The sequence below is a fragment of the Streptomyces sp. NPDC046887 genome (assembly GCF_040644755.1).
Taxonomy (GTDB): domain Bacteria; phylum Actinomycetota; class Actinomycetes; order Streptomycetales; family Streptomycetaceae; genus Streptomyces; species Streptomyces lichenis.
The window spans coordinates 202,397-227,098 of the sequence record NZ_JBEYXH010000003.1 but is presented as its reverse complement, the minus strand read 5'-3'; the positions used below and the strand labels follow the sequence as shown (position 1 = coordinate 227,098).

Sequence of the window (24,702 nt, the reverse complement as noted above, 5' to 3'; positions counted from 1 at the left end):
GGGGGCGTACTCACTCCGGTGCAAGGGGACGGGGCCCGGTCTGTCCGGCGGGTAGAAGTTTTTTCCGGTCTGTTTCCGGGTGGTGGGGCCGTTGCTACGGTCGCGGACACGAATCCCGGCCGATGGATCCGCCATCCCTCGGCATGTCCGGAACGAGGAGTACCCGTGCCCTCATTACTCGATTCCGCGCGCCCATTCGCGCCCCACAAAAAGCCTCTGATTCACCGGGCCGTCGCCGCCCTGGCCGCCGTTGGCGCGCTGCTTCTGCTGATGATGGTCGCCGCCCCGCAGGCCGGCGCCGACGAGGCCTTCTACGTCCCGCCGTCCCCGCTGCCCGCGGGCGGCAACGGCGAGGTGATCAAACAGCAGCCCTCGAACTACCCGGGCACCAAGGCCACCCGGATCATGTATCTGAGCCGCAACGCCAAGAACCAGCCCATCCCGGTCACCGGAACGATCATCGTGCCTACCCAGGCCTGGACCGGCGCGGGGCCCCGGCCCATCGTGGCGTACGCGCCCTTCACCTCCGGCATGGGCGACCAGTGCGCGCCGTCGAAGACCCTGGTGGGCGAGGGGGCGCCGGATATGACCACCAGCTTCCAGAACAGCTTCGTCAACGGTCTGCTCGGCAAAGGCTTCGCTGTCGCCCAGACCGACTACGAGGGCCTGGGCACCCCCGGTGAACACCCCTACGCCATGCGGCTGTCCGAGGCCCGCACGACACTGGACGTGCTGCGCGCGGCCCAGCGGCTGCCGGGCACCGGCCTCGATCCCCGGGCGCCGCTGGGTATAGCGGGCTATTCGGAGGGCGGCGGCGCCGCGGCCTCCGCCGCCGAGATGGCATCGAGTTACGCGCCCGAACTCCCCATCAAGGGTGTGTACTCCGGTGCTGCCCCCGCCGACAAGGCGACGCTGGCGAAGGCCCTGGACGGCGGCATGTACGCGGGTTTCCTCGGCTATGCGCTGATCGGTATCGACACCGCGTACCCCGAATCGCATATCGGCGACCTGGCCAATGCCGCGGGCCAGCAGTTCCTGGAGGAGGCGCGTAAGACCTGCACGGTGGAAGCCGTCTTCAAATACCTGTTCAAGCAGAGCAGTTCGCTGACCAAGGACGGGCGTCCGGTGTCCGCGTATCTGAGTCAGGCGCCGTTCGACCGGATCGTGGCGGAGAACCGTATCGGCACGGCCAAGCCCGCCGCGCCCGTCCTGGTCCAGCACTCGGCCTTCGACGACGTCATCCCGTACAACGTCGGCAAGCAGCTGGCGAAGGACTGGTGCGCCCAGGGGGCGGACATCGAGTTCCGCGACCTCTTCGTCTTCTCCCCCTTCCTCGCCCACGCGCTCGGGCTGACCTCTGCCGCGGGCGAGGCCTCGAACTGGCTGGCCGACCGTTTCGCGGGCAAGCCCACCGCGAGCAACTGCGCCAAGCCCTGACCGGGACCAACCGCACGGCCGCCCATTCGTCACCGCCGTGAAGGACGGGGGGCCGCTGCAGGGCTGAGCCCGGCCCCGTAGCGTCAACTCGGCTGGAGCGCGGCGCGAATGCGGCCTCGGCTGTCGCTCGTGGCGGCGTCGGCCGGGGCCGCTGCCAGTTCGGTGTCCAGTTCCCGCAGGCGGTCGCTGACGCGAGTGGAGTGCACCTCGCCCATGAGCGTGAGTGCCGTGGTGGTCGCGGTGTCGGCGGCTTCCGTCTGCCCGGCGCGGACATGAGCGCGGGCCAGGGCGATGTGGTCGAAGGCGCGGCTGCGGACCCGCTCGGCCGGCCGGTGTGCGGTGCCCTGGGTGATCAGATCGATGGCGCGCGCCGAGCGGACGGGTACGTGCTCGGCTGCGATGAACTCGCAGACCCCGGCGGTGACATGGAACTCGGCGGTGTCGAACCAGGCGGCCCAGCTCGGGGCCGGGTCGTCACCCTCGCCCGTCAGCGCGTGCTCGGCGGCGGCGGTGGCGCGTTCCATCCCGCCGATGTCGCCCAGGACCGCGTGGCAGCGGGCTTCCAAGGAGGCGAGCAGGGCACGTAGTCGTCCGGGGGGCAGTTTGCGGGTGCCGTACTGGGCGGCTTGGACGAGGTCGAGGGCGTCGTGGGCGTGGCCGAGGTGGTTGGCCTGGCGGGCGAGGCAGTTCAGCAGGTGCCCGCCGATGCCGGTGCCGTCGGGGCCGGCCTGGTGGGCGGCCCGCAGCCCGAGGAGGAGGTAGCGCTGGGCGTCGTCGTGGACGCCGGCGTCATGGGTCATCCAGCCGGCGACACTGGCGAGTTCGGCGATGGCCGCGAACAGGGCGCGGCCGGTCTCCTCGGTGTAGGTGGCGGTGGCGGCGAGGTGGGTGACGTGCTGGAGCTGGCCGACGACGGCCAAACGGGACAGGGCGCCCCCGTGCTCGTTGTCGAGGAGGCGGAAGGCGGCGGTGGTCGCTTGGATACGGGTGACGTCGGACCGGCCGACGTGGCTGCCGGGCCGTACGGGCTCGGGCAGGGGTTCGCCGTCGGGGAGGCGTAGCCAGGGCTGCACGGCCTCCACCAGCGCCGGGCCGGTCAGCAGGCGGGAGAGGGAGGGCGGGCGGGTGTCGGTCACGGCATCGCTCCGGGTGGTGTCGAGTAGGGCGGCGACGACTGCGCGAGCCGACCACCCCTCTGCGCCCGGGCGCGGCGGGCCGGTGGCGAAGCCGAGATCGGCCGGGGTCAGCCGACGGCCACACAGCCGCGTCAGCGCCTCGGCGAGGAACGCGGGCACCGGCGGGCGCGGCTTCTCCGCGTGGTTGATCCACCGGGAGAGCCGGGAGCTGTCCGGCTGGACGTCATACCGCCCGTGGGCGGCCGCGACACGAGCGACCTCCGCGGCGATGTGGCTGTAGCTGGCCTGGGATAGCCGCACCCAGTGCGCCAGCTGGTCATTCGGCTGCGACACCGTGTTCCTCCAGCTCAGAGATGGTGAAGGCGTGGTGCGGTCCAAGGCCGTGCGCTGCTCTCCAGAGTACGAGGCAAGGAGCCGGCCCGGCGCGGTTCGACCGTGGTTCGCAGCGACTCGCAGCGCTCCCGCAGCGAACGGAGGTCCGGCCGAGCGCAGCGAACCGCCCTGGTAACGCCGTGGAGACGCCGCGGCTGCGGGCGCTGAACTGGGTGCAGCCCGGCCGCCACCGCGCCGGAACCCCTCAGGGAGGTCACCCTCATGCAGGACGCCCAGAGCACCCAGCAGACCGCCGACGTGGAGCCGACCGGCTTCGAGCCGAACGTCCACTCGGTGGACGCGGCCACCCTCGGCTCGCAGAACTACAACGACTCCGACAAGGAGCGGTACTTCGAGGGCATGTGACCCTCTCGCTCCACCACCGGGGCCCGGCCCGTGGGCGGCATCGGCCGTCCCGCGAACCGGGCCTCGGCTCGTCCACCGCGTTGCCGAAAGGGGAGCACTGATGGAGAAGAGTGGTGGCGCCACCGCCGAGGAGCTGCGGGCACTGTGCCGCGGACCGGTGAGAGTGGCGTTCGACGGTGGATGTCGGCTCGTCGTGGCCGGGGACTGCGGTGTCGATCGGGCCGGGCTCGACCAGGCGCTGCGCACGGTCGCCGATCACCGTTGGACGGAGCTGACCCGCTGGCCCGGCTCGTACTGGGTCATCGCCCGGACGCCGGACGGCACCCGGTTCATCGCCGGGGACCTCGCCGGGTTGCGCCCGGTGTTCCTCAACCGGACCGGGACCGGCCCACTGTGGGGGCCGGATCTCGGCGACTTGGCCCGCCTCACCGGTGCGCCGCTCGATCTGGGGCTGCTGGCGGCCCGGATCACCCATGGCGAGCATCACTGGCCGCACCGCGCCCCCTACCGGGGCATCGAACTCGTCCCCGGCGGAAGCGCCGTGGTGGTGCGCGGCAGCGAGGTGAGCATCGTGGACGTGTCGGGGATCGAGCCGGCCGCCGACCTTCGCAGCGGTGCCGAGGCGTTCGGGTCCGCGCTGACTCGGGCGGTGCAGCGACGCGTACGCGAGGCCGCGGCGGAAGTCGGGGCCGACCTGTCCGGTGGGCTGGACTCGGGCACGGCCGTGCTCCTGGGGGCCGCGATCGGCCCGGTACGGGCGGTCACCTGCACCGATGCGTACACCAGCGCCGAGGACACCGCGTACGCCTCCCGTATCGCCGCGTACGCCGGCATCGAGCACCACATCGCCTCCGGCTCGGCCGAGCACCTGCCGTTCGCGCTCACCGACGTGCCGCCCACCGGCGAACCGGCCGCCGCAGCGGTGAACTGGGACATGGACCGGCTCTACCGGGCGCCGGTGGCCGGGCATCCGCTGCACCTGACCGGCCACGGCGGGGACGCGGTGCTGGATGCCACCACGGCGGCCTGGGTCGGCATGATCCAGCGCGGCCACCTACGCGACGCCAAGCGGCACGCCTGCACCTGGGCGCGGCTGCGCGGGCAGGCGCCCGGCCCGTACGGGAAGGCGTTGCGGCGGGCCGCCCGCACCGGTCGGCGCGAGAGCCTGCTGTACGCCGCCGGGGCGCTGGAAACCGGCAGGGTGGCCGAGCACCCGCTCGGGTGGGCATGGGTCCCTACCGGCCAGGCCACGAGGTGGCTGACCGGCACCGGCCGGGCCACGGTCGCCGCGCTGCTGCACGAGGCCGCCGACAGCGCCCAACCGGAGTTCGCCGACGAAGCCGACCAGTGGACGGCGCTGCGCTCGACCGGCGCGGCCGCCCGCGCCGAACTGCCGCTGTACGAGGCCATGGGGCTGAACCCGGTCCATCCCTACCTCGACAACCAGGTGGTGCGGGCGGCATTCGCCGTGCCGGCGGCGGAGCGCCGCGGAGTGGCCACCTTCAAGCCCCTGCTGGCCGCTGCCCTGCCGCAGCTTCCCCCCTGGCTGACCGGCCGCCGCTCCAAGGGGTCCTTCACCGCGCAGCGGATCGCCGGTCTCGCCCGCCACCACCGCGCGCTGGATCGCCTGATCACCGACAGCCCGCTCGTCCAGGCGGGCCTGCTCGACGCGGACGCGGCCCGCCGCACGCTACGAGCGACCGCCGCCGGGCAGAGCGCCGCCCCGATCGGGGAGCTGCACTATCTCCTGATCACCTGCCAGTGGCTGGCCACACGCCCCGCTGCCGCAGAGCGGGGGTCGGCATGCTGAGCGTCGCCCCGGGCGTGTATCACGCCGGCACCGAGCAGGGCACGGCCATCCTCGACACGCGGACCGGGCAGTGGCTGTCGCTGCCCCCGGCCGCCGCGCAGGTATGGCGGGAGGCTCTGCGCCTCGGGTCCGTCGACGGGCTGGCCGACCGCATCGCCGTCCCCGCCGGACTCGACCCGGCCGCCACCCGGGCCGCCGTCGCCAAGTGCGTCGCCGACCTGCTGGAACGCGGGGTCCTCATCGACGTCGCCCGCCCGGCTGTCCGGCGGCGAAGGAGGTGGTGGAGATGAGCGTCGTCGCCTCGGGCCCCCGTCCCACCGCGCCCTGGCCGGACCGGGCCCTGGCCTTCATCGCGCTGGTGGCCGCCCTCGCCCTCTCCCGCCTCCCGCTGCGCCGGCGGCTGGCCCTCGTACGCCGGACCCGGCACCTCCCCTACGCTTCCCCATCCCGGCTCGACGCCCTCTACACCGCGGCGTGCGCGGCCGCGCCATGGTGGTGGCCGGGCCGGATCGCCTGTATGGAGCTGAGCCTGGCAACCGTGCTGGCCGCCGCGCTCACCGGGCGCCAGGCCCGCTGGGTCTTCGGCGTCCGGTTCCGGCCGGACGCCTTCCATGCCTGGGCCGAGGTGCCCGGGCACAGCGTCGGCCGGGACATCGGCGACGCGGGCGACCGGCCATGGACCCCCGTGATGACCGTGCCGGATCGCTAGCAGACCTCACGGCCCGCGGCAAAGCTCCCACCCCGAGCCGTCGCCCCGAACAGGTGAATTCATTGCACGTAACTTGACGTCACGCTGACCTGAGCTGGTCCGATCGTCCGGGCGCCCGGATAAAGGCGTTGCCGCCGCCTCGGTGGGGGCCGCTTCCTCTACGGGTGACCTCCACTCCCGGCCGGCAGGCCCCGCACATGCGACTTGCCGCGGACCGGCACCATGACGCCGGCACCCGCCTGAGCACCCGGGCCGTCGCCCGGCGCCTGCCCTCGACCCTGGGCCGGGCCGCCCGGCTCGGCTGGCACGTGGACCGCACGGCCGTCCTCGCCCTGCTTGCCGCCCAGGTCACCGCGGCCGTCCTCACCGCGTTCGCCCTCACCACCACCGCGCACCTGCTCACCACCCTGTCGGCCGCGGACAGTCTGATCCTCGGTATCCAGGGCAACACCACCGCCCTCGCGGCCGTCACCGGCGCGGTGGCCGGCCGCTACCTCGCCGACGCGGGGGCCAGGGCGGCCGCGGCCAGGCTGGCGCCCAAGGTCGTTCGCGAGGCCGATTTGCAGGTCATCGCCGCCGCCAACGGCGCCGAACTCGTCGCGTACGAGGATCCCGACTTCACCGACGCCCACCAGGCGGCCGGCGACGGCGCCGACGCCACGCGCGATCTGATCCTCGACGCCCAGCAGATCACCGGCGCCCTCGCCCAGCTCACCGCCGCGGCCGCCGTCGCCACCGCCCTGCATCCCCTGCTCGTACCACTGCTCGCCATGGCCGCCCTGCCCTGCGCCTTCGGCGCCCTGCGCGCCGCCCGTATCGAGCACACCGCCCACCACCGCAACCTCTCCGACACCCGGTTGCGAGCCGTCCTGCGCAACTACGCCGCCGAGCGCTCCACCGCCGACGAGGTCCGCGCCGGCACCATGGCCCCCTTCCTCATCGACCAGTACCGCGCCGTCTCTGCCCGTCTGGAGACCGAACAGCTCACCGCCTCCCGCCGCGCCCTCCTCGTACAAGGAGTCGGCGACGCCCTGTCCGCCTGCGGACTGCTCCTGACCTGGGCCGCGCTGCTGACCCTGGTCGCCACCGGCCGCATGGAGCCGGCCGCCGCCGGTGCCGCCGCGCTGGCCGTACGCACCTCCAACACCGCCCTGACCACCTCGGTACGGGCTGGCGCCCGCCTCTTCCGCACCTCGCTGTCGCTGGCCGACTGGACCCGGTTCCTGAGCCTGGCCCGGCAGTGGGCCGGCACCCGCGGTCCCGCCCGGATCACCGCGGCGCCCGGCACCATCACCGCCCGCGCGGTCGGCTTCACCTACCCCGGGGCGAGCACCCCGGCGCTGACCGGCATCGACCTCACCCTCCACCGCGGCGAAGTCCTCGCCCTGGTCGGCGAGAACGGCTCCGGCAAGACCACCCTGTCCAAGCTCCTCACCGGCCTGTTCCTCCCCACCACCGGCCGTGTCGTCTGGGACGGCCACGACCTCGCCGACACCGACCCCGCCTCGGTGTACCGGTGCATCGCCGTCGTCCCGCAGGACTACACCCGCTGGCCGCTGAACGCCCGCGAGAACATCACCCTCGGCCACCCCCAGCCCACCGGTGACCACGCCGTCCACACCGCCGCCGAAGCCGCCGGCGCCGACACCGTCCTGGCCCGGCTCCCGCACGGCCTGGACACCTCCCTGGCCCGCTCCTGGTGGGGCGGACACGAGCTGTCCGGCGGCGAATGGCAGCGCGTCGCACTCGCCCGCGCCTTCCACCGCGACGCCCCCGTCCTGGTCATGGACGAACCCACCGCCGCCCTCGACGCCCGCGCCGAGCACCGGATCTTCAGCCGCCTGCGTGACCTCGCCGCCGGGCGCACCACGATCTTCATCACCCACCGCCTGATCAACACCAAGCTCGCCGACCGCATCGCCGTCCTGGACCACGGCCACATCGTCCAAGTCGGCACCTTCGACGAACTGTCCACCGGCACCGGCCCGTTCCACGACATGCTCAAACTCCAGGAGGACCGATGACGTCGGCAAGGCAAGGGCTGGCCGAGAAGATCGCCGCCGCCGACCCCACCCTCGACCCCGCCTGGTGTGACGCCGTCGCATCAGGGCCGCGCGAACTCTTCCTCGGCGACGCCGTCTTCCTGCAGACCCTCGCCGCATGGGAGCCGCTGCGGCGGTCGGAGGTCGGGGAGGACGAGTGGCTGCGGATGGTCTACTCCGACCGGACCTGGGTCACCCAGGTCGACGGGCGAGACGCCGACGGCGCCGCCGGCCCCGTCGTCGGGAAACCCACGTCCTCATCCACCCTGCCTCGCTGGTCGTGCGCACTGCTCAGGTGGCGGAGCTCGCTCCGGGGCAGCGGGTCCTCGAAGTGGGCACCGGCACCGGCTACTCGACCGCGATCCTGAGCCGACGCCTGAGACCCGAGGCCGTGGTCAGTGTCGAGTACGACGCCAGCGTGGCGAATCGCGCAGCCGTCCACCTGGCTGCCGCGGGGGTCGCACCGACGCTCGTCGTCGGTGACGGCCTTCGGGGGAGTGCGGAGCACGGCGACTATGACGCGATCATCGCCACCTGTTCCGTACGGACTATTCCACCGTCGTGGTTCTGGCAGCTCGAAGAAGGCGGGTCGATCACCACCACCATCTGCGGATGGATGGACGCGGCCGGTCTGATCCGTCTCGTCCTGGACGACGAGGGCACCGCCCATGGCCGCTTCGTGGACGACACCATCACCTACGTGCTTGCCCGGCCGCACGAGCGGCCCCCGTCCGCGCGCTTCTTCCGGTTGGACGGTGACGTCCGCCCGACGCTCGTGAACCCCGCCTTCTGGACGAATGGGCCGGGCTGTTCGTCGCCCAACTCGCTGCGCCTTCCGCCGAACTACACACCACCGGCTCCGGCATCGTCCTCCGCGACGTGGCCACCGGTTCACAGGCATGGACCGAGGCCGCCGCCCAGGGATGGCTGGTGCACCAGAACGGACCGCTCCGGCTCTGGGACCAGGTTGAGGAGGCGCTGATCCTGTGGGAGAAGACCGGGGCCCCGACGCTGTCCGGGTTCGGGATGACCGCCACACCCTATGAGCAGACGGCGTGGATCGGCAGCCCGGGCGGGCCGAGTTGGCGGCTCCCGCTCTGACCCGGCCCGGGGCCCGTACCAGCGGGCCGGCCTCGACTCCACCATCCGCCATGACGAAGGGCGGCCCGCGCTGCCCGGTCAACGTGCAGAAGGTGCCCTCGGGCCGAGCGGGGCGTGAAGGTACTGTCCGCCGGGTCCGGCCCCAGCGCCGCCGACAAGGTCCTCCTCCACCACGCCCGTCAGGGAGCGGTCAGCGGCGTCACGCACTTCGTCGTCTCAGCCGACGCCGGCCTCGCCACCCTCGTCGCCCCCGGAGGACTGCGCGTCCCGGCCTGGGAGCACCAACCCGGCCGACGCTACCTCAGGTCTTGATCAACTTTCCGATCTCGGGGGCATCAAGCAGCTAGTTTGACGGTGCGCGCACAAAGAGACCGAGCGCGAGGGGGGCACGGTTCCGGCTGACCACCGGATGCCGAGTCGAACTAGTCATTCAACTTCACATCGCGCTTGATACTTGAAGGGGAAAGTATCTTGCTTATTGCACGACACCGGGGGACGTGGAACCAGGCCGCCATGGCAGTGGTCTCCGCAGCAGCCTTGCTGGCGACCGTGGCGCCCGGGGCAGCGCAGGCGGCGACCAGCGACCAAGCGCCGGACCCGGCGGTGGCGGCGGCGCTCCAGCGAGTGGCCAACGGCTCCTGGACGAAGAGCGACATCTCGCTGCTGAAGTCGATTCCGGAGGTCGCCGCCGGCGTGGTCGACCCGACCAAGCCGGCTGAGGTGACCATCAAGGAAGCCGCCTTCGAAGCCAATGGACAGGCCGTCTCACCGGCCAACGGCGAACCCCTGACGGGCGCCGAACTGGCCGAAGTCACTCCTCCCAGCCACCTCACTGGCCAGCCTCAGCCGGGTGAGCAGACTCTGCCCGCCGAGGGTGAGCCTGTGACGATCGCTCCGCGCATCACCGGCGGCAGGTGGAAGATGACTCACGTCACCCACACCCACCGCAGCCTGCTCGGATCCACGATCTTCAAGTACCACACCTGGGCCGAGTTCAACTACGGCAGCGGCAAGGTCCGCGCCTGGCGCTTCCGGGACGACGACATCACCAACGCCCAATCCATCGTCAACGTCGGCGACCGACGCATCGTCGCTTCCAAGACAGCCGTGGGCACCAGCCAGGCGACGTCCAAGATGAAGCGCAAGATCGAGCTGTGCGTGGCCAAGTACGGCTGCTACGCGACCATGTACCCCTACGCTTACACCACGGTGAAGGGCAGCGGCAGCACCAGCTTCACCAGCGGCGTATAAGGAGACCACCATGAACGCTCTCGTCGGAAAGATCGTCCTCGTCCTGGCCGCCTTCATCACGGCACCCTTCCTGCTCGGCAGTGGAGTGGGGATCATCGAGCTGAGCATCTGGTGCGCGGCCCTCGTCGTGGCACTGGCCGTCACGATCAGGACGCACCGCCGTAAGAGCCGGCACCACGAGGCTCCCGGCGAGGCGTGAACGGCAGCCACCTGACGAAGCACCGGTAGTACGCCTGAGGGGCCTCCACGGATGGAGGCCCCTCAGTGCTGGACGGGCTGCCGCCCGGTGTCGAAAGGAGCCCTGGGGGGGCTCAGCGGGTCAAGTAGGTGCCCAGGGTGCGGTACTTCAGCTTCAGGGAGTCCAGGGTGAAGTGCTTCGCACCGCTCGTGGTGGTGCCGGAGGGCGAGCCCTTGAGGATCTGGACCAGGCCCCAGCGGTTCTTGCCGCCCAGCTCCTCGTTGACGTTGACCAGCAGGTCGGCGCGGCCGTCCCGGGTGTAGTCGGCCAGCTTCAGCGTCAGGCCGAACGCGTCGTCCACCTCCGGGGTGTCGGCCACGTTCGCCGTGCTCTGGTCGAACGCGGTGGCGCCCTTGCCGGTCAGCCCGCCGGAGCCGCCGCGCAGCACGGTGACCATGCCGGTGTTCCGCAGCTTGCCCGCGTCCTCGCCGAACGCGCCGACGGCCAGGTCCGCGTAGCCGTCACCGTTGACGTCCCCGGCGTCCAGCGCCGAGCCGAAGTTGTCACCGTCCTCCGCGGCGCCGGGGACCCCGGCGGTGTCCTGGCTGAGGGTCTGCGTCCGCTTGGGGCGGCCGTCGGCGCTGCCGTAGTGGACGATCACCGAGCCGCGCCCCCGGTCGGTGTTCTCCAGGCCTCGGCCAACCGCCAGGTCCCCGAAGCCGTCCTTGTCGAAGTCGCCGATGACGGAGAGGCCGGGGCCCTGCTGGCCGCCGCCGTCGTCGGGGACGCGGAGCGTGTGCACGGGCCGGTCGGCGAACGAGGCCCCGCCGCGGTGCAGGAAGACAGGCTGCTGCTTGGCGGGGATGTTCTGGTAGAGGTCGTAACCGACGATGTAGAGGTCGGTGCCGCCCTTGCCGTCCACGTTCCCCGCGATCAGCTCCGACACGTTGAGGTAGCCGTAGCCGCCGAGGGGCTGCTGACCGCCGTACTTCCCGGCCCGGCTGAAGGGACCCTTGAGGAACAGCGCACCGGCCGGGCTGTTGCTGGAGGAGACGATGTCCTGGTCGCCGTCCCCGTCGAAGTCACCGGTGACCATGGTCTCGCCGAAGAAGTCGCCCTGGTCGGGTCCCCCGGAGGTCTGGGTGGAGTGCAGGGTGGTGCCCGCACCGAGGCCGGACTTCCCGCCCCAGATGATGGTGAGCCCGCCCCGGTACTTCACCCGGCCGACCTGCTCGCCGGGCGCGGAGACGATCAGGTCGCCGTAGCCGTCGCGGTCCAGGTCGGCGGTGGCCGAGGCCACGCCCCACATGTCCCCGGTCTCGACGGCACCGGGGATGCCCGGGGAGTCCTGGTGGATGACCTGGGTGCGGGTGCCGGGGCCGGAGGCCGTCCCGTAGACGACGGTGACCCGGCCGTCCTTGCCGTGGTCGCCGTTGCCGATGACGAGGTCCCGGTAGCCGTCGCCGTTGAAGTCGTCGCCGAACTTGGCGGGCTTGGCCGGGGCGGCGGGCGCGGCAGCGGACAGGACGCCCGGCACCGAGGCGGTGGCGGACGGGGCGGTCAGCAGGACGCCGCCGGTCAGGGCCGACGCCACCAGGGTGGCGGCGAGGGCGGTGGAGGTGGGGCGCACGGAACTCCTTCGGACTGCGAACGGCCGAGGAGCCCTCGGTCGCTGAACACGCGTTCGACCAAGAGACCCCGTACGGGCGGCGACGGTTGTACGCCCGCCCCTTATCCCCCGCCCTCGGCGGCGCGGCGCTCCAGGTCCTCGGCGGTCTCCTGCGCCCAGTCGCGCAGCACGGTGAAGGTGCGGATGCCGAGGTCCAGCGCATAGCCGCCGAACGGCGGTTCGCCGGGTGCGTCGCCCCGGGCCTCGATCTCGGCCCGGTCCTTCAGCAGGTCGTCCAGGAGGGCGGCGTGCCGCTCCGCCAGCCCCCGCATGGTGGCCGCCGCCCGGTCCGGCGGCAGCAGCGGCAGCAGGAAGGCGCGCAGAGCGGTCTCGTTGCGGACGGCGCGGTGGGGTTCCGGGTGGGCCACCCACGCGTCGATCTCCGTCCGCCCGGCCTCGGTGATCGTGTAGACCTTGCGGCCGCGCCCGCCGCCCGTCTCCTCGACGGTGACCGCCCCGCTCTCCACCATCTTGGCCAGCTCCGGATAGATCTGGCTGTGCTTGGCCTGCCAGACCTGGTTGATCACGTCGTCGAAGGTCTTGGCCAGTTCATAGCCGGAGGCCGGGCCCTTGGAGGCCAGCGTTCCGAGCAGGGCGATGCGCAGGGACATAGCGGAAGGGTACCTCCGGCCATGCCTCCACCTTGACGTGTCAGTCTCTACATGTCACTTTCTTCCTATGACCGATAAGACGCGTGACCGGTCCGGCAACGGACTTCTTCTCGTCGCCGTGCTCGGCGGCATGTTCCTGGCGATGCTGGACCAGACGATCGTCGGCACCGCGCTCCCCCGGATCACCCAGGACCTGGGCGGGGCCAGCCTCTACACCTGGACCGTGACGGCGTACCTGCTGACCTCCACGGTCACCGTCCCGCTCTACGGGCGCCTCTCCGACCTGCACGGCCGCAAGCCGCTGCTCCTCATCGGCATCGTGGTCTTCCTGCTCGGCAGCGTGCTGTGCGCGCTGTCCCAGAACATGGGCCAGCTGATCGCGTTCCGCGCCGTCCAGGGCCTGGGTGCCGGCGCCCTGATCCCGCTCTCGCTGGCCCTGGTCGCCGACACCGTCCCGGCCGAGTGGCGCAGCCGGGCACAGGGCGCGGTGGGCGGGGTCATGGCCCTCAGCTATGTGGTCGGGCCCTACCTGGGCGGGCTGTTCACCGACCACGCCAGCTGGCACTGGGTCTTCCTGGTCAACCTGCCGCTCGGCGCCGCCGTGCTCGCCGTCATCTGGCGCAAGCTGCCCCGGGTGGCCGGGATACCGGGCGGCGGGCGGCCCGACTACGCGGGCATCGCCGTGCTGACCGCGGGCATCAGCGCCCTGCTGGTCGGGCTGACCATGAAGGGCATCGACGGCCATGGGTGGACGGACGCGGTGGTGGTCGGGCCGATCGTGCTCGCGGCCGTGCTGCTGGTGCCGTTCGTGCTGATCGAGAACCGGGCCGCCCAGCCGATCATGCCGATGGGCCTGTTCCGCGACCGGGCCTACACGGTGGCCAACCTGGCCTCGTTCTTCTCCGCCTTCAGCCTCTTCGCCGCGGTGGTGTTCCTGCCGCGCTTCTTCCAGGAGGCGCAGGGGCACAGCGCGGCCGCCAGCGGCCTGCTGATCTACCCGCTGATGATCGCCATGGTGGCCGGCAGCTTCCTGGCCGGGGCCCTGATCAGCGGCACCGGCCGGACCAGGCCGTGGCTGATCGGCGCGGCCGTGCTGGGCGCGGCGGGGTCCCTGCTCTTCACCGGGCTGACCCTGGACACCTCGCGGTGGACCATGGCGCTCTGGATGGCGCTGATCGGCCTGGGCGTCGGCCCGATGCTCTCCGGGCTCACCATCGCCGTGCAGACCGCGGTGGACCCGGCCCACCTGGGCACCGCCAGCTCGAACATCGCCTTCTTCCGCCAGATCGGCGGCTCGATCGCGCTGGCCGTCGCGGGCACGCTCTACGCCGACACCCTCACCGGCCACCTGGGCGAGGGGCTGCACCAGGCCCAGGCCGCCGCCACCGCCACCGCGCTGCCCTGGCTCGCCACCCTCGGCGCGGCCGCCGCCCTGCTCGCCCTCCTCTTCCTGCCCGGACCCCGGCGGGAGGTACGGGAGGCCCCGGCCCCGACCTCGGCCGAGTCTCTCGGCGCATCGGCCTGAGCCGCGCCATCGCCCGGGGGCGGGGCCGGGCAACGGCCTGGAGCCGCCCCCGCGTTCCCTACCGGCCGATAGGCTGGTCCGCATGTACGGGTACGAGCAGACACAGGGCGCCTACGCCCCGCCCCAGCAGGGGTACGCGCAGCAGCAGCCGCTGTATCCGGAGCCGTCTCCCCCGTCGCTCGCGGACGCGGTGCGGGCCTTCACCACCGGGTCGATGACCCCGGAGGACTTCCAGCAGGTCTTCGCCACCTCCAAGGTGTACTGCCCGCGCGGCGACAACCCCGGATTCCTCGCCCTGCACAGCACCCAGCAGCCGGTGATCCCGATGTTCACCTCACTGAAGGAGCTGCGCCGGTACGCGGGCAAGGAGTCCAAGTACTTCGTGATCACCGGCGCCGAGGTGATCGACCTCCTACCGACCGGCTACGGCTTCGTCCTCGACATGGAGGGCGACCACCGGATCGTCTTCGACGCCAAGGCTGTGGAGGAGATGGTCGACTTCGCCATGCGGCGCATGTACGGCTGACGGCTGACGACTGACGGCGACGACTGCGGACGACGTTTCTGACGTTTCACGTGAAACCAAGGACCCGGTGGGAATGCCCGCCGGGTTCTTCGCGTTCCGGGTGGCAAGAAGTTCATCGTTCAACTAATCTAAGGGTACGCAGTCGCCGGGGCAGCCCCTCAGCGGCCCCTCAAGGAGGTCCCGCCATGCCTGCCGTCACCGTCGAGAACCCGCTGGCCCTGCCGCGCGTCACCGCCCCGGCCGGGTCGGACGCGCCCACTCGTCCCGTGCTGGCCGTGACCACCGCGCCCAGCGGCTTCGAGGGCGAGGGCTTCCCGGTGCGGCGGGCGTTCGCCGGCATCGCGTACCGGCATCTGGACCCGTTCATCATGATGGACCAGATGGGCGAGGTGGAGTACGCGCCGGGCGAGCCCAAGGGCACCCCCTGGCACCCGCACCGCGGCTTCGAGACCGTCACCTACCTCATCGACGGGACCTTCGTCCACCAGGACTCCAACGGCGGCGGGGGCACCATCACCAACGGCGACACCCAGTGGATGACCGCCGGATCCGGCCTGCTGCACATCGAGGCCCCGCCGGAGTCCCTGGTGATGTCCGGGGGCCTCTTCCACGGCCTCCAGCTGTGGGTGAACCTGCCCGCCAAGGACAAGATGCAGGACCCCCGCTACCAGGACATCCGCGGCGGCCAGGTCCGGCTGCTCACCTCCGCCGACGGCGGCGCCCTGCTCCGGGTCATCGCCGGCGAGCTGGACGGGCACCAGGGGCCGGGCATCACCCACACCCCGATCACCATGGTCCACGCCACCCTGCGCCCGGGCGCCGAGGTCACCGTGCCCTGGCGGTCCGACTTCAACGCCCTGGCCTACGTCCTGGCCGGACGCGGCTCGGTCGGCGCCGAGCGGCGGCCCCTCACGATGGGCCAGACCGCCGTCTTCGGCGAGGGTTCCACCCTGACCATCCGCGCCGACGAGACCCAGGACGGCAACACCCCGGACCTGGAGATCGTCCTGCTGGGCGGGCAGCCCATCCGGGAGCCGATGGCCCACTACGGCCCGTTCGTCATGAACACCCAGGCCGAACTGCGCCAGGCCTTCGACGACTTCCAGGCCGGCCGCCTCGGCCGCGTCCCCGCCGTCCACGGCATGACCGCGGGCGGTCTGAGCTGAGGCCCTGGGCTGAGGTCCTGAGCTGGGGCCCTGGGCTGGGCCGCACCCGCCTGGCGGCGAGCCCGGCGGGCGCATCAGCAACCGCGCCCCACGGGTGTGGCGTCCGGCTGACGCACCGTCCACGTCCGGGGGGGAGGTCGTGGTGCTCCGCCGCCGTGCCCACGGAACCGGGTCGCTACGGCATCGGCTCCCGCTGCCGGCTCTACCCTGCTGGGACCGGGTGGCCGCCGGGTGGCCGCCCGGCACCGAGGGAGGCAGTGATGGCCGTACGCCGGGTCGTGCCCAACGTCCGCTCGGAGGGCGCGGAGGACGCCGAGGACAACCGCGTCTTCTACGGTCTGCTCGGGTTCGAGGAGGTCATGAACCACGGCTGGATCATGACGCTCGCCCCACCCGGCGCCCCGACCGCGCAGATCAGCTTCATGACCGCCGACCAGGCCGCCCCCGTCACGCCCGACCTCAGCGTGGAGGTGGACGACGTGGACACCGCGTACGCGACGGTGCGCGCGAGCGGCGCGGAGATCGTGTACCCGCTGACGGACGAGGAGTGGGGCGTGCGCCGCTTCTTCGTCCGCGACCCCGGGGGCCGGGTGGTCAACGTACTGAGCCACCGCTGACGCCGGGGCGCGCTCCGGGTGGCGCCGCCCCCGCCGTCCGGACGGATCGCCGTATCCCGTCGTGGCTTCGTGCGCATGGCGGTCACGAACTGTCCTAAATGCCTGTGATCGTGGTGGCACACCGACACCCGGGAAACCGCCGGAAGGGACTGGACCACCATGAGCGACACCACCCCCACCGCCCCCGCCACCGAGCTCGACGCGGAGCGGACCGATCTGCTGGCCGCACTGGCCGCCGCACGCGCCGCCCTGACCGCCACCGTGGACGGGCTCACCGACGAGCAGGCCGGGGAGCGCCCCACGGCCAGCGCCCTCTGTCTGGGCGGACTGGTCAAGCACGTCACCCGCGTCGAGGAGCGCTGGCTGCGCTTCGTGGTCGAGGGGCCCGGGGGCATGCACGCCCGTCTGCCCGAGGGCGTCAGCTGGGGCGACATCATGTCCGGCGCCGCCGAACCCCCGCAGTGGATGATCGACCACCAGCAGGCATTCACCATGCGGCCCGGCGAGACCGTGGCCGAGGTACTCCGCAGCTACGAGGAGGTCGCCGCCCGGACCGCGGAGACCGTCGCCGCCCTGCCGGACCTGTCGGCCGCGCACCCGCTGCCCGAGGCCCCCTGGCAGCCGCCGGGCCAGTCCTGGAGCGCCCGCCGGGTGCTGGCACACGTCATCGCCGAGACCTCCCAGCACGCCGGGCACGCCGACATCATCCGCGAGACACTCGACGGCCGCACCGCCACCTGAGCAGGCGGCCGGGGCCCGGGCCATCGCCCACGTGGGCGGCGGCCACCAGGCCCCGCGCAGGCCCCGCGCCCCTCTTCCTCAGTCCTCGGCCGCCCGCTCCTCGTAGAGCGCGAACCAGATCGACTTGCCCTCGCCGCGCGGGTCGACGCCCCACTCATGGGCCAGCATCTCCATCAGCACCAGGCCCCGGCCGGAGGAGGCCATCTCACCGGGGCGGCGGCGGTGCGGGAGCTCGTCGCTGGTGTCGGCGACCTCGACCCGCAGCCGCCGCCGGCCGTGGTCGCCGGTGGCCTCCACCACCAGCAGGGCGTCGCCGTCGGTATGGACCAGCACGTTGGTGACCATCTCCGACACCATCAGCACCGCCGAGTCGACCTGCTCGGCGTCCGCCCAGTCGTGCAGCAGGGCCCGCAGATGGCGGCGGGCAGCCGAGATCCGCTCCGGCTCGGCCTGCGCCACCGTCATCACACTGCGCCGGATCGCCGCCGGCCGGGCGTCGGCCCCGGTACGGGAGAGCAGCAGCACCGCGATGTCGTCCTCGCGGCGGTCGGCGAGGCGACCGGTGTTGTAGTGCGAGCCGGGCCCGTGCACGGCCTCGATCAGCCGGTCCGCCAGCGCCTCCAGCCCCTCCCCGGCGAGGTCGTGCTCCTCAAGGAGGGCGCAGATCCGGGCCCAGCCGGTCTCCAGGTCATGGCCGCCGGTCTCCAGCAGCCCGTCGGTGCAGACCATCAGCGTCTCCCCGGGCTCCAGGATGAGCCGGGTGGTCGGGTAGTCGGTGTCCGGGATGATGCCCAGCGGCAGCCCGCCTGCCGTGGGGCGGACCATCACCGTGCCGTCCGCCATCCGGATCGCCGGGTCGGGGTGGCCGGCCCGGGCGATGTCGAGCGTCCCGGTGGCCGGGTCCACCTCCAGATACAGGCAGGTCGCGAACCGCGCCGAGGCGTCGATCCCCCCTCCGACGCCTCCCGCACCTCCCGCACCGAGGCCTCCGCCCCGCATCTGGACCCCGCCCAGGCTCCCCGCCCCGGCGCTGCCGCCCCCGTCGGCGATACCGCCCTCGGTGATGCCGTGCAGGAAGCGGGAGGCGCGGGAGAGCACCGCGTCCGGCCGGTGCCCCTCGGAGGCGTAGGCGCGCAGCGCGATCCGCAGCTGGCCCATCAACCCGGCGGCCCGGACGTCATGGCCCTGGACGTCGCCGATGACCAGCGCCACCCGGCCGCCGGGGAGCTGGATCATGTCGTACCAGTCGCCGCCGATCTGGAGCCCGCCGCCGGTCGGCACATACCGGGCGGCGACCTCCATACCCGGGATCGCCGGGCCAAGCACCGGCATCATGGCCCGCTGGAGGCCCAGCGACAGCTCCCGCTCCGACTCGGCGACCCCGGCCCGGGCGAGGGCCTGGGCCAGCATCCGGGCCACGGTGGTCAGCACCGACCGCTCGTCCGGGGAGAAGCCCACCCGGTAGGTGAAGGCGGCCATCCAGGCGCCCATGGTCCGCCCCGCCACGGTGAGCGGCAGAAAGGCCCAGGACTCCCGGCCGTAGGGCTCGGCCAGCGGCCAGGTGGCGGGGAAGCGGGACTTGTACTCGTCCGGGGTGGGGAGGTAGATCGCGCGGCCGGTGCGGATCACCTCGGCGGCCGGGTAGTCGATGTCGAGCGCCATCTCCGTGAACGGGCTCTCGTCGGTGACACCGTGGCCATGGTGGCCGATCACCGTCAGCCGGTCGCCCTGCACCCCGAAGACGGCGAGCCCGTCCGGGGAGAAGCCCGGCATCGACAGCGAGGCCGCCACCCGCAGCACCTCCGCCGTGGAGCGGGCCTCCGCCAGCGCGCGCCCGGCGTCCAGCAGGAACGCCTCCCGCGAGCGCCGCCAGTCCCCGGTGACCGGGGTGCGCGCGGCGGTGCCCGGCTGAGCGTCGGCGACCTCCTGCAACATCCCGACCAGCTCGAAGTCGCCGCCCTTGACATACGGCTTGGAGCGGCTGCGCACGGTTCGCAGCACCCGGCCCTCACCGTCCACGATCCGCAGCCGGGCCTCGGCGAGGGTGCCTTCGGCGACCGCCAGGTTCACCACACCGTCGATCTCGTTCCAGTCCACCGGGTGGAACCGGGAGCGCACGGCCGCCTCGGTCAGGGTGACCCGCTCGGCGGGCAGCCCCAGCAACCGGGCGGCTTCTGCGTCCAGAGTGACGATCCCGGACGCGTTGTCCCATCGCCACAGGCCGGTCACGGTGGCGGCCAGGACGTCCTCGGTGCGCATTGCCCCACTTTAAGAAGACGAACCGACCGGTCGCCACCGGCCCCACCCCCGGCCGTCGTCCCCGCCCCCCGCCGAATCCCCGGGCAGCGATCTTGCGACGACCGGTAACCTTGACGGGTCACGCGAGTCGTTTGACGCGACTGACGCGAGATGTTTCACGTGAAACACGCGCGGGGCGGACCCCAGCCGCCGCCGAACCAGGCCGGAGGCACGCCACCCGCCCACCCGCGCGACACCACACGCACGACCACCCAACTCCGAAGACTGGATGAACGACGATGCATCGGTACAGGTCCCACACCTGCGGCGAGCTCCGCGCCTCTGACGTCGGCACCGACGTCCGGCTGAGCGGCTGGCTGCACAATCGGCGCGACCTGGGCGGCATCCTCTTCATCGATCTGCGCGACCACTACGGCATCACGCAGCTGGTGGCCCGTCCCGGCACGGCCGCCGCCGAGGTGCTGGACAAGCTGACCAAGGAGACCGTCGTCCGGGTGGACGGCAAGGTCGTCTCGCGCGGCGCGGAGAACGTCAACCCCGAGCTGCCCACCGGTGAGATCGAGATCGAGGCCGCCGAGGTCGAGGTGCTCGGCGCGGCCCAGCAGATCCCGTTCACCATCAACGCGGACGACGGCGTCAACGAGGAGCGGCGCCTGGAGTACCGCTTCCTGGACCTGCGCCGCGAGCGGATGCACCGCAACATCATGCTGCGCTCGGCCGTCATCGCCGCCATCCGCTCCAAGATGGTCGCGCTCGGCTTCAACGAGATGGCCACCCCGATCCTCACCGCCACCTCCCCCGAGGGCGCACGTGACTTCGTGGTGCCCTCCCGCCTCAACCCGGGCAAGTTCTACGCGCTGCCCCAGGCGCCGCAGCAGTTCAAGCAGCTGCTGATGGTCTCCGGCTTCGACCGCTACTTCCAGATCGCGCCCTGCTTCCGCGACGAGGACGCCCGCGCCGACCGCTCGCCGGGCGAGTTCTACCAGCTCGACGTGGAGATGAGCTTCGTCGAGCAGGAGGACGTCTTCCAGCCGATCGAGAAGCTGATGACCGAGCTCTTCGAGGAGTTCGGCGGCGGGCGCCACGTCACCTCGCCTTTCCCCCGTATCCCGTTCCGCGAGGCGATGGACAAGTACGGCTCCGACAAGCCGGACCTGCGCGCCCAGCTGGAGCTGCTCGACATCACCGATGTCTTCGAGGGCTCGGAGTTCAAGGCCTTCGCGGGCAAGCACGTACGGGCGTTGCCGGTGCCGGACACCGCCGCCCAGCCCCGTAAGTTCTTCGACGGCCTCGGCGACTACGCCGTGGAGCAGGGCGCCAAGGGCCTGGCCTGGGTCCGCGTCGGCGAGGACGGCGGGCTCACCGGTCCGATCGCCAAGTTCCTCACCGAGGACAACGTCAAGGTCCTCACCGAGCGCCTGGGCCTGGCCGCCGGGCACGCCGTCTTCTTCGGCGCGGGCGAGTACGACGAGGTCTCCAAGATCATGGGCGCGGTCCGCGTCGAGGCCGCCAAGCGGGCCGGCCACTTCGAGGAGGGCGTCTTCCGGTTCTGCTGGATCGTGGACTTCCCGATGTACGAGAAGGACGAGGAGACCGGAAAGATCGACTTCTCGCACAACCCCTTCTCCATGCCGCAGGGCGGCGCCGACGCCCTGGAGAACCAGAACCCGCTGGACATCCTCGCCTGGCAGTACGACATCGTCTGCAACGGCGTCGAGCTGTCCTCGGGCGCGATCCGGAACCACGAGCCCGAGATCATGATCAAGGCCTTCGAGATCGCCGGCTACGACCGCGACACCGTCGAGCACGAGTTCGCCGGCATGCTCCGCGCCTTCCGCTTCGGCGCCCCCCCGCACGGCGGCATCGCCCCCGGCGTGGACCGCATCGTGATGCTCCTCGCCGACGAGCCCAACATCCGCGAGACCATCGCCTTCCCGCTCAACGGCAACGCCCAGGACCTGATGATGGGCGCCCCCACCGAGCTGGACGAGTCCCGCCTGCGCGAACTGAACATCCAGCTCCGCAAGCCGGCCGCCGACAAGTAACCCGGCCACCGACCCCACCCAGGGCCCCGGCCCCGAGAACCATCTCGGGACCGGGGCCCTGCCGGTACGTCGGACTAGCCTCAGTGGGCACCGGCGCCACCGACGGGCCATGCGAGGGGGAACCGCGCCGAAGCCGGCACCAGTACAGCGGCCGCCCGGACTACCGGGAGCCCGCCACAGGCTGCCGCTTGTAGAAGGACTCCTCCAGATAGGCGGCCGCGTGCGGCTGGTAGGGCTCCTCCAGGTAGGCGGCCTCGTCCTCGTCGAGTGCGACGTCCACCGCGGCGACCGCGTCGGCCAGTTGGGCCGGCTTGGTGACCCCGACGATGGGCGAGGTCACCACCGGGTTGCGCATGACCCAGGCCAGGGCGACCTGGGCCGGGGACAGACCCCGCTTGCCCGCGACCTCGTGGACGCGCTCGACCACTGCCCGGTCCTCGTCGCGGTAGAGGATCTCGCCACCCGGGTCGGTCCCGGCACGCGCCGTGGCGGTGTCCCCGACCCTCGTCAGCCTGCCCCGCGCCAGCGGGCTCCACGGGATCACGCCGATGCCCTGGTCGGCGCAGAGCGGAAGCATCTCCCGCTCTGCCTCCCGGTGGATGAGGTTGTAGTGGTCCTGCATCGACACGAACCGGGTCCAGCCGTTCAGGTCGGCCAGGTACAGGGCCTTGGCGAACTGCCAGGCGTACATGGAAGAGGCTCCGATATACCGGACCTTCCCCGACCTGACCGCGTCGTGCAGTGCCTCAAGGGTTTCCTCGATCGGGGTGCCGTAGTCCCAGCGGTGGATCTGGTACAGGTCGATGTAGTCGGTCCCCAGTCGCTTCAGGGAGGCGTCGAGCTCGGCGAAGATCGCCTTGCGGGACAGCCCGGCGCCGTTCGGGCCGGAGCGCATCCGCATCCAGACCTTGGTGGAGAGAACGACCTCCTCGCGCCGGGCGAAGTCCTTGACCGCCTGGCCGACGATCTCCTCGCTGCTTCCGGCGCTGTACCCGTTGGCCGTGTCGAGGAAGTTGACGCCGGACTCAAGGGCCTGCCTGATGATGTCCCGGCTGGCGTCCGCGCCCAGCGACCAGGGCTCGCCGCCCCGGTCCGGCTCGCCGAAGCTCATGCAGCCGAGGGCGATGGCGGAGACTTCCAGTCCGGTCGTTCCGAGTTTGCTGTATCGCATGCCTCCGAACCTAGGAATGGGAGTGCGCTCCAACGCAAGTACGTCTCGGTCCGGAATGCGGAGCCGTACGGCATGCGCGCCCTGTCAGGCTTCGGCCGGGCCCGGTCCCGGGCCCGGAACCGGACGCGGACGGGCCGCGCTCCGGCCCCCGGGCCTCCCAGCGGGCTCAGGACGCGGGCGTCCAGTCCGCCAGCAGCTCGCGGTAGAAGGTGGCGTGCGGCACCTCGGCCGGGGCCGGGCCCGCATGCTGGAAGCCGAACCGCTCCGCCCCGTCCTCCTGGAGCTTGCGCAGGTAGTCAAAGGCCTTCGCGTCCTTCTCGCCGAACGCGACGAACCGCCACTCGATCTCCGGGCTGCCCTCCGCCGCCTCGGCGAGCGCCTTGGTGGCCGCCGTCCGGGACTCGGGCGCCCCGTCCGTCTGGAAGACGACCAGCGCCGGGCCGCCCGCCGCCTCCGAGGCCGCGTGCAGCCGCCGGACCTCCTCGATCGCCTGCTCGTAGTGGGTGCGGCCCATCCGGCCCAGCTCGTCGTGGAGGGCCTCGATCCGGCCCTCGACGTCCTCCAGCGACACCTCGCCGGTGCCGTCCACCTCGGTGGAGAAGAAGACCACCGGCACGGTCGCCCGCTCGTCCAGGTGCGCGGCCAGCGCGAGCGCCTGCTCGGCCAGGTGCTGGGCGCCGCCGTCCTTGTAGAACGACCGCATCGAACCGGAGCGGTCGAGCACCAGGTACACCGTCGCCCGCGCCCCGGTCAGCCCCTGCTTCCTCAGCACCGCCCCGGCCGCCTTGTACGCCTCCGCCAGCTGCGGCGCCCGCGACTTCACCCGCGCCAGCGTGAACGCGGGCTTGGCGGTTGCCTTCTCGGCGGCGGGCTTGGCGGTCGGCTTCTCGGCGGCGGGATTGCCGGTCTCCTTGCCTGCGGGCTTCTCCGCTGCCTTCCCGGCAGGCTTCTCGGGTGCCTTCTCGGCGGACTTCTCCGTCGCCTGCTCGGCGGACTTCTCCGCCGACTTCTTCTCAGCCGCCTTCTCGGACTTCTTCGGTACGGGCTTCGCCTCGGGCGCCGTCTCCTGTTCCGGCGCGGGCTCGACCGCCGGCTCCGTCGCAGGTCCGGCGGTGGGCTCAGGCTCGGCCTTGCGCTCCGGCGCGGACGGGGAGGTCTGCGCCGGGATGCCCGCCTTCGGCTCCGCCTCCCGCTGCTCGTCCTGGTCGCGCTCCGGGACGGTCTCGTCGCGGGCGGCCGGGACCTGGGCGCGGCGCGCACGCGGCTGGTCGAAGGAGGCGGCGACCAGGTCCGCGGCCGACTGCTCGGCCGGAGAGGGGGCCGCCGGGGACGGCACCGTCACCGAGGAGGCGGCGGCACCCGAGGAAGCGGCCACCGGCTCCGTACCGCCGGAAGCCTTCGCGCCCCGCGAACCGCCACCGCCTCCGGAACCCGTCCCCGTCCGCGTACTCGTACCCGTACCGGCGGAACCGCCGCCACCACCGTCGGAAGCATCCGACCCCTCAGAGGCATCCGCCACAACCGACTCGTCAAACTCGTCGGACTCATCGGGCGCATCCGCCGGGCGGGATGCCGTCGGCTCGTCGGAGGGGCGGTCCGCGCCGGAGCCCTCGCCGCCGGTTCCGGGCTCCACCGTGTCCGGGCGGTCCTCGCCCGGCCCGTCCTCGCTCTGCCGCCGATCACCACCGTCGTCCGCCCGGCCCGCATCCGCAGCGCGGTCCTCGCCCTCGTCCTCCTTCTTCTCCTTGCCGCCCTCATCCGCATCGGCGGCCGGGGCGGGGGTGTCCTGGGGCACCGCGCGTCCCGTCTGGGGCGGGACGGAGACGGTCGCCGTCTCCTCGCTCTCCGCACGGTCGCGGCTGAACACCTTGCGCAGCAAGCTCCGAATGCCCATGGGGAGAGGCCTTTCGCATGTGGGGTGCCGTGTATGTCCACACTGGCCTGTTATCGGGGAAATCATCCATGGCCAG

At 72.2% G+C, this 24,702-nt stretch carries 20 protein-coding genes and 1 pseudogene; 15 read left to right on the top strand and 6 right to left on the bottom strand.

The annotated features are described in order from the left end of the window. Positions 1–270 precede the first annotated feature (270 nt). Entirely contained in the window at positions 271–1,437 is a 1,167-nt protein-coding gene (locus ABZ945_RS05730) for a lipase family protein (protein ID WP_361264393.1), read from the top strand. A gap of 83 nt (positions 1,438–1,520) precedes the next feature. Here ABZ945_RS05730 and ABZ945_RS05725 read toward each other — a convergent pair whose 3' ends face one another. Continuing rightward, positions 1,521–2,906, bottom strand: coding sequence for a transcriptional regulator (locus ABZ945_RS05725; RefSeq protein WP_361264390.1), 1,386 nt, complete (start codon positions 2,904–2,906; stop codon positions 1,521–1,523). A 261-nt stretch (positions 2,907–3,167) separates the two neighbouring features. On the opposite strand from ABZ945_RS05725, the gene ABZ945_RS05720 reads away from it, so the two are divergent. The 8 genes and pseudogenes from ABZ945_RS05720 to ABZ945_RS05685 all read left to right on the top strand — a co-directional run bounded on the left by ABZ945_RS05720 (position 3,168) and on the right by ABZ945_RS05685 (position 10,423). Continuing rightward, the gene (locus tag ABZ945_RS05720) at positions 3,168–3,311 is read left to right on the top strand and encodes a hypothetical protein (RefSeq protein WP_361264388.1); all 144 of its coding nucleotides are present in this window, start codon (positions 3,168–3,170) and stop codon (positions 3,309–3,311) included. 100 nt (positions 3,312–3,411) lie between these two features. Next, a complete protein-coding gene (locus ABZ945_RS05715) occupies positions 3,412–5,121 on the top strand; it encodes an asparagine synthase-related protein (protein WP_361264385.1) in 1,710 nt (569 codons plus the stop codon). Beyond that, complete coding sequence (locus ABZ945_RS05710) at positions 5,115–5,411, top strand: PqqD family peptide modification chaperone (RefSeq protein WP_361264382.1); 297 nt, start codon at positions 5,115–5,117, stop codon at positions 5,409–5,411. The genes ABZ945_RS05715 and ABZ945_RS05710 overlap by 7 nt, the downstream gene beginning before the upstream one ends. Next, positions 5,408–5,830, top strand: coding sequence for a lasso peptide biosynthesis B2 protein (locus ABZ945_RS05705; protein WP_361264380.1), 423 nt, complete (start codon positions 5,408–5,410; stop codon positions 5,828–5,830). Before ABZ945_RS05710 ends, ABZ945_RS05705 begins: the two co-directional genes overlap by 4 nt. Before the next feature lie 197 nt (positions 5,831–6,027). Further along, positions 6,028–7,854, top strand: coding sequence for an ATP-binding cassette domain-containing protein (locus ABZ945_RS05700; RefSeq protein WP_361264377.1), 1,827 nt, complete (start codon positions 6,028–6,030; stop codon positions 7,852–7,854). Next, positions 7,851–8,973, top strand: a pseudogene (gene tgmC / locus ABZ945_RS05695) (ATP-grasp peptide maturase system methyltransferase). Before ABZ945_RS05700 ends, tgmC begins: the two are co-directional and overlap by 4 nt. Positions 8,974–9,486: 513 nt before the next feature. Then, positions 9,487–10,224: a hypothetical protein gene (locus ABZ945_RS05690; RefSeq protein WP_361264374.1), complete on the top strand. Its 738-nt coding sequence runs from the start codon at positions 9,487–9,489 to the stop codon at positions 10,222–10,224. A 10-nt stretch (positions 10,225–10,234) separates the two neighbouring features. Further along, on the top strand, positions 10,235–10,423 hold the full coding sequence (locus ABZ945_RS05685; protein ID WP_361264371.1) for a hypothetical protein: 189 nt from the start codon (positions 10,235–10,237) through the stop codon (positions 10,421–10,423). A 112-nt stretch (positions 10,424–10,535) separates the two neighbouring features. Here the strand turns inward: ABZ945_RS05685 and ABZ945_RS05680 are convergent, their stop codons facing one another. Continuing rightward, a complete protein-coding gene (locus ABZ945_RS05680; RefSeq protein ID WP_361264369.1) occupies positions 10,536–12,032 on the bottom strand; it encodes an FG-GAP and VCBS repeat-containing protein in 1,497 nt (498 codons plus the stop codon). Between the two features lie 101 nt (positions 12,033–12,133). Continuing rightward, positions 12,134–12,682, bottom strand: a complete 549-nt coding sequence (locus tag ABZ945_RS05675) for a PadR family transcriptional regulator (protein ID WP_361264365.1) — start codon at positions 12,680–12,682, stop codon at positions 12,134–12,136. 67 nt (positions 12,683–12,749) lie between these two features. On the opposite strand from ABZ945_RS05675, the gene ABZ945_RS05670 reads away from it, so the two are divergent. The 5 genes from ABZ945_RS05670 to ABZ945_RS05650 all read left to right on the top strand — a co-directional run bounded on the left by ABZ945_RS05670 (position 12,750) and on the right by ABZ945_RS05650 (position 17,257). Continuing rightward, a complete protein-coding gene (locus ABZ945_RS05670) occupies positions 12,750–14,207 on the top strand; it encodes an MDR family MFS transporter (protein ID WP_361264362.1) in 1,458 nt (485 codons plus the stop codon). Between the two features lie 82 nt (positions 14,208–14,289). After that, the gene (locus ABZ945_RS05665; protein WP_361264359.1) at positions 14,290–14,733 is read left to right on the top strand and encodes an SseB family protein; all 444 of its coding nucleotides are present in this window, start codon (positions 14,290–14,292) and stop codon (positions 14,731–14,733) included. A 185-nt stretch (positions 14,734–14,918) separates the two neighbouring features. Then, positions 14,919–15,899, top strand: a complete 981-nt coding sequence (locus ABZ945_RS05660; RefSeq protein ID WP_361264356.1) for a pirin family protein — start codon at positions 14,919–14,921, stop codon at positions 15,897–15,899. A gap of 260 nt (positions 15,900–16,159) precedes the next feature. After that, the gene (locus ABZ945_RS05655) at positions 16,160–16,516 is read left to right on the top strand and encodes a VOC family protein (protein WP_361264353.1); all 357 of its coding nucleotides are present in this window, start codon (positions 16,160–16,162) and stop codon (positions 16,514–16,516) included. Between the two features lie 159 nt (positions 16,517–16,675). Next, complete coding sequence (locus ABZ945_RS05650; protein ID WP_361264350.1) at positions 16,676–17,257, top strand: DinB family protein; 582 nt, start codon at positions 16,676–16,678, stop codon at positions 17,255–17,257. 78 nt (positions 17,258–17,335) lie between these two features. Here the strand turns inward: ABZ945_RS05650 and ABZ945_RS05645 are convergent, their stop codons facing one another. Further along, on the bottom strand, positions 17,336–19,516 hold the full coding sequence (locus ABZ945_RS05645; protein ID WP_361264347.1) for a SpoIIE family protein phosphatase: 2,181 nt from the start codon (positions 19,514–19,516) through the stop codon (positions 17,336–17,338). Between the two features lie 278 nt (positions 19,517–19,794). Between ABZ945_RS05645 and aspS the strand changes: the two genes are divergently transcribed. Beyond that, positions 19,795–21,561: an aspartate--tRNA ligase gene (gene aspS / locus ABZ945_RS05640; RefSeq protein ID WP_361264344.1), complete on the top strand. Its 1,767-nt coding sequence runs from the start codon at positions 19,795–19,797 to the stop codon at positions 21,559–21,561. A 160-nt stretch (positions 21,562–21,721) separates the two neighbouring features. Here aspS and ABZ945_RS05635 read toward each other — a convergent pair whose 3' ends face one another. Both ABZ945_RS05635 and ABZ945_RS05630 read right to left on the bottom strand, forming a co-directional pair. Beyond that, the gene (locus ABZ945_RS05635; RefSeq protein ID WP_361264341.1) at positions 21,722–22,732 is read right to left on the bottom strand and encodes an aldo/keto reductase; all 1,011 of its coding nucleotides are present in this window, start codon (positions 22,730–22,732) and stop codon (positions 21,722–21,724) included. A gap of 166 nt (positions 22,733–22,898) precedes the next feature. Continuing rightward, positions 22,899–24,626, bottom strand: a complete 1,728-nt coding sequence (locus tag ABZ945_RS05630) for a VWA domain-containing protein (RefSeq protein WP_361264338.1) — start codon at positions 24,624–24,626, stop codon at positions 22,899–22,901. Positions 24,627–24,702: the final 76 nt, after the last annotated feature.

Bases quoted from the DNA above. Each gene is read 5' to 3' on its own strand.
- ABZ945_RS05730 (WP_361264393.1), top strand. From the start codon at position 271: ATGATGGTCGCCGCCCCGCAGGCCGGCGCCGACGAGGCCTTCTACGTC.
- ABZ945_RS05720 (WP_361264388.1), top strand. From the start codon at position 3,168: ATGCAGGACGCCCAGAGCACCCAGCAGACCGCCGACGTGGAGCCGACC.
- ABZ945_RS05715 (WP_361264385.1), top strand. From the start codon at position 3,412: ATGGAGAAGAGTGGTGGCGCCACCGCCGAGGAGCTGCGGGCACTGTGC.
- ABZ945_RS05710 (WP_361264382.1), top strand. From the start codon at position 5,115: ATGCTGAGCGTCGCCCCGGGCGTGTATCACGCCGGCACCGAGCAGGGC.
- ABZ945_RS05705 (WP_361264380.1), top strand. From the start codon at position 5,408: ATGAGCGTCGTCGCCTCGGGCCCCCGTCCCACCGCGCCCTGGCCGGAC.
- ABZ945_RS05700 (WP_361264377.1), top strand. From the start codon at position 6,028: ATGCGACTTGCCGCGGACCGGCACCATGACGCCGGCACCCGCCTGAGC.
- ABZ945_RS05690 (WP_361264374.1), top strand. From the start codon at position 9,487: ATGGCAGTGGTCTCCGCAGCAGCCTTGCTGGCGACCGTGGCGCCCGGG.
- ABZ945_RS05685 (WP_361264371.1), top strand. From the start codon at position 10,235: ATGAACGCTCTCGTCGGAAAGATCGTCCTCGTCCTGGCCGCCTTCATC.
- ABZ945_RS05675 (WP_361264365.1), bottom strand. From the start codon at position 12,682: ATGTCCCTGCGCATCGCCCTGCTCGGAACGCTGGCCTCCAAGGGCCCG.
- ABZ945_RS05670 (WP_361264362.1), top strand. From the start codon at position 12,750: ATGACCGATAAGACGCGTGACCGGTCCGGCAACGGACTTCTTCTCGTC.
- ABZ945_RS05665 (WP_361264359.1), top strand. From the start codon at position 14,290: ATGTACGGGTACGAGCAGACACAGGGCGCCTACGCCCCGCCCCAGCAG.
- ABZ945_RS05660 (WP_361264356.1), top strand. From the start codon at position 14,919: ATGCCTGCCGTCACCGTCGAGAACCCGCTGGCCCTGCCGCGCGTCACC.
- ABZ945_RS05655 (WP_361264353.1), top strand. From the start codon at position 16,160: ATGGCCGTACGCCGGGTCGTGCCCAACGTCCGCTCGGAGGGCGCGGAG.
- ABZ945_RS05650 (WP_361264350.1), top strand. From the start codon at position 16,676: ATGAGCGACACCACCCCCACCGCCCCCGCCACCGAGCTCGACGCGGAG.
- ABZ945_RS05645 (WP_361264347.1), bottom strand. From the start codon at position 19,516: ATGCGCACCGAGGACGTCCTGGCCGCCACCGTGACCGGCCTGTGGCGA.
- aspS (WP_361264344.1), top strand. From the start codon at position 19,795: ATGCATCGGTACAGGTCCCACACCTGCGGCGAGCTCCGCGCCTCTGAC.
- ABZ945_RS05635 (WP_361264341.1), bottom strand. From the start codon at position 22,732: ATGCGATACAGCAAACTCGGAACGACCGGACTGGAAGTCTCCGCCATC.
- ABZ945_RS05630 (WP_361264338.1), bottom strand. From the start codon at position 24,626: ATGGGCATTCGGAGCTTGCTGCGCAAGGTGTTCAGCCGCGACCGTGCG.